Source organism: Mesorhizobium carmichaelinearum (assembly GCF_900199455.1).
Taxonomy (GTDB): domain Bacteria; phylum Pseudomonadota; class Alphaproteobacteria; order Rhizobiales; family Rhizobiaceae; genus Mesorhizobium; species Mesorhizobium carmichaelinearum.
The window spans coordinates 1-2,310 of record NZ_FZQR01000101.1 but is presented as its reverse complement, the minus strand read 5'-3'; the positions used below and the strand labels follow the sequence as shown (position 1 = coordinate 2,310).

Below are 2,310 nucleotides of genomic sequence, written 5' to 3'. Positions count from 1 at the left end.
TCGCCTTAACTTGGGTTGGGCACGGGATGCCCCCCGATGTTGCCTCTTCACGCGGCTGTCGACAAAGCGATTTGCCTCCAGACCGCCATAGCGGCGGCTCGAATGTCGCGGTGATCGGCGGCTATCAGATGTTTCCGGTGAAGATTGAAGAGGTTGCCGATCGGGCCATGGATGGAAACGAAGCGCTGACATTGTCGTGCCGACTTGAACCGGATCATACCTCGTTCTCGCCGTCGAACTGCCAGATGAGAATTCTCCGCTCGGTTATTCAGCCCCTTATGCGATCGATGCTCGACACCTGGCATGATTTCCCTTTTGGCCGCATCGTAGGATCTGAGTTTGTCGGTGATCATGACGCGCGGCGTGATGCCTTGCCCTTTCAGCAGCTTTCGCATCAGCTTCAAGGCCGCCTTCTTGTTCCGGCGGCTCTGGATCAGAGCATCGAGAACATAGCCATCGGCATCGACGGCCCGCCACAGCCAGAATTTCTTGCCCTTGATAGCAACGACCATTTCGTCGAGATGCCACTTGTCGGCAAAACTACCCCTGGACCGCCGCCGGATGGAGCGGGCATATGCGCGGCCGAACTTGGCAGCCCATTCCGCGACAGTCTGGAACGAGACTTCGATGCCGCGCTCGGCCAGAAGATCTTCCACATGACGCAGGCTCAGTGGAAATCGGAAGTAGAGCCACACCGCATGCGCTATGATCTCGGCAGGAAAACGATGACGCTTGTATCGGAGCGTCATAATATCGGTGGGCGGGTGCGGGCTCATGCCCGTAAAGTCCGCCGAAAATGTTAAGGCGACGCTACCCCCCACGGCCAATGGAGGAATGGCGGTTCGTCGTGAAGGACCGTTATCCCTCCTACATCGACTGGTCGACTTATGAAAAAATCCGGAGCATCGTAAGAGACAACCGAGCCGAATATATGCGCATCAAGACCAGAGGGGCCCCGCGCGACGGCGAACTTCTGCTTCACGGGATCGCCTGGTGCGCACGATGCGGCCACAAGATGTACGTTCGTTACAAGGGTGGCGGCGAGTACGTCTGCAACCATCTGCGCACCCACGAAGGATTGCCGACCTGCCAGCACATCCGTGCACCCTGGGTGGATGCGGCTGTAGCAGATGCGTTTCTGACGGCGCTGGCGCCTGCTGAGCTTGACGCACTGTCCAGGGCGCACCGAGCCCAGCAACAGATGAACGCGGCGTTGCGCACCGGCGCGGAGCGCCAGCTCGAGCGGAAACGGTACGCGGCTGCGCTGGCCGAGCGTCAGTTCAACCGGGTCGATCCTGACAATCGTCTCGTCGCCGATGAGCTCGAGCGTCGGTGGGAAGCAGCGCTGAGAGAGGCCCGGGAAGCCGAGGAGGCGCTCGCCAAACAAGCCGTTCTCCAACCCGTCTCCAGGATAGCAATCGGCAAAACCCTCAATGGCAAGGTCGTCGCTCTTGCCGGTCGCCTGCCGCAAATCTGGGCGGACGAAGACACCACGGATGCTCAACGCAAGGCGTTGTTGCGGTGCCTTGTCGAGAAGGTCTTTTTAGATCGCGGCGAACGCGACCTCGCCACGGTCAGGATCGTGTGGCGGGGCGGAGCCGTGACCGACCTCGAAGTGAAGATGAAGGTCAACTCGGTCGCCAAGCTTACGCGAGGTGTGGAGATGCGAGATCGCCTTCTCGATCTCGCACGCACCGGCATGCCTGATGACGAGATTGCCACCGTCCTCACCGCCGAAGGACACCGCTCGCCCAACTGTGCAGAGAAGGTCCTGCCGATCACCGTGCAACGCGTTCGTCTCGGCGCCGGAATCAAAATGACCTCTCATCGTAGCCGATGGTCCCACGCATCCAGCTTGCTCAGCGCCCCGGAGCTGGCAGCCAAGCTCAATATCCCGGTCAATTGGCTCTATGTACAGATCAGGCACAAACGCCTTTTGATCGACCCTCAGCCGGCCGGAGGCTATCTATTCCAAGACACGCCTGACGTGCTCGATGCGCTCAAAAACCTCCGAGACCACGCCATCCCCCAACTCGATCTCAGAATCTGTCAGCCTCAGCAGGAGGGGCATTAACATGCGTGATCGAAAAGCAGCGAAAGCTGCGCCTTGGTGAGCGACACGGCGACCTTATCCTTCGTGGTTGGCCAAGCGAAACAACCATCGGAAAGCCGTTTTGTAAAAACGGCGAACGTCCGCTCGGCATCCCGACCATTCGGGACCGGGTGGTTCAGACCGCCGCCAAGCTGGTGCTGGAACCGATATTCGAGGCGGACTTCGAGGATGGTGCCTATGGCTATCGGCCCAGACGC

Annotated in this window: 2 protein-coding genes and 1 pseudogene; 2 read left to right on the top strand and 1 reads right to left on the bottom strand. The window is 59.7% G+C overall.

Annotated features, from left to right (window positions below):
• Nucleotides 1–47: 47 nt before the first annotated feature.
• Nucleotides 48–776, bottom strand: a complete 729-nt coding sequence (locus CKW40_RS42120) for an IS6 family transposase (protein ID WP_439331039.1) — start codon at nt 774–776, stop codon at nt 48–50.
• Nucleotides 777–847: 71 nt separating this feature from the next.
• On the opposite strand from CKW40_RS42120, the gene CKW40_RS42115 reads away from it, so the two are divergent.
• Both CKW40_RS42115 and CKW40_RS45260 read left to right on the top strand, forming a co-directional pair.
• Nucleotides 848–2,074 carry a recombinase zinc ribbon domain-containing protein gene (locus CKW40_RS42115; RefSeq protein ID WP_244571567.1) on the top strand — a complete coding sequence of 409 codons (1,227 nt, stop codon included), beginning with the start codon at nt 848–850 and terminating at the stop codon, nt 2,072–2,074.
• Nucleotides 2,075–2,130: 56 nt separating this feature from the next.
• Nucleotides 2,131–2,310 (top strand): annotated as a pseudogene (locus tag CKW40_RS45260) (group II intron reverse transcriptase/maturase); the annotation flags it as partial.

Bases quoted from the DNA above. Each gene is read 5' to 3' on its own strand.
- CKW40_RS42120 (WP_439331039.1), bottom strand. From the start codon at position 776: ATGAGCCCGCACCCGCCCACCGATATTATGACGCTCCGATACAAGCGT.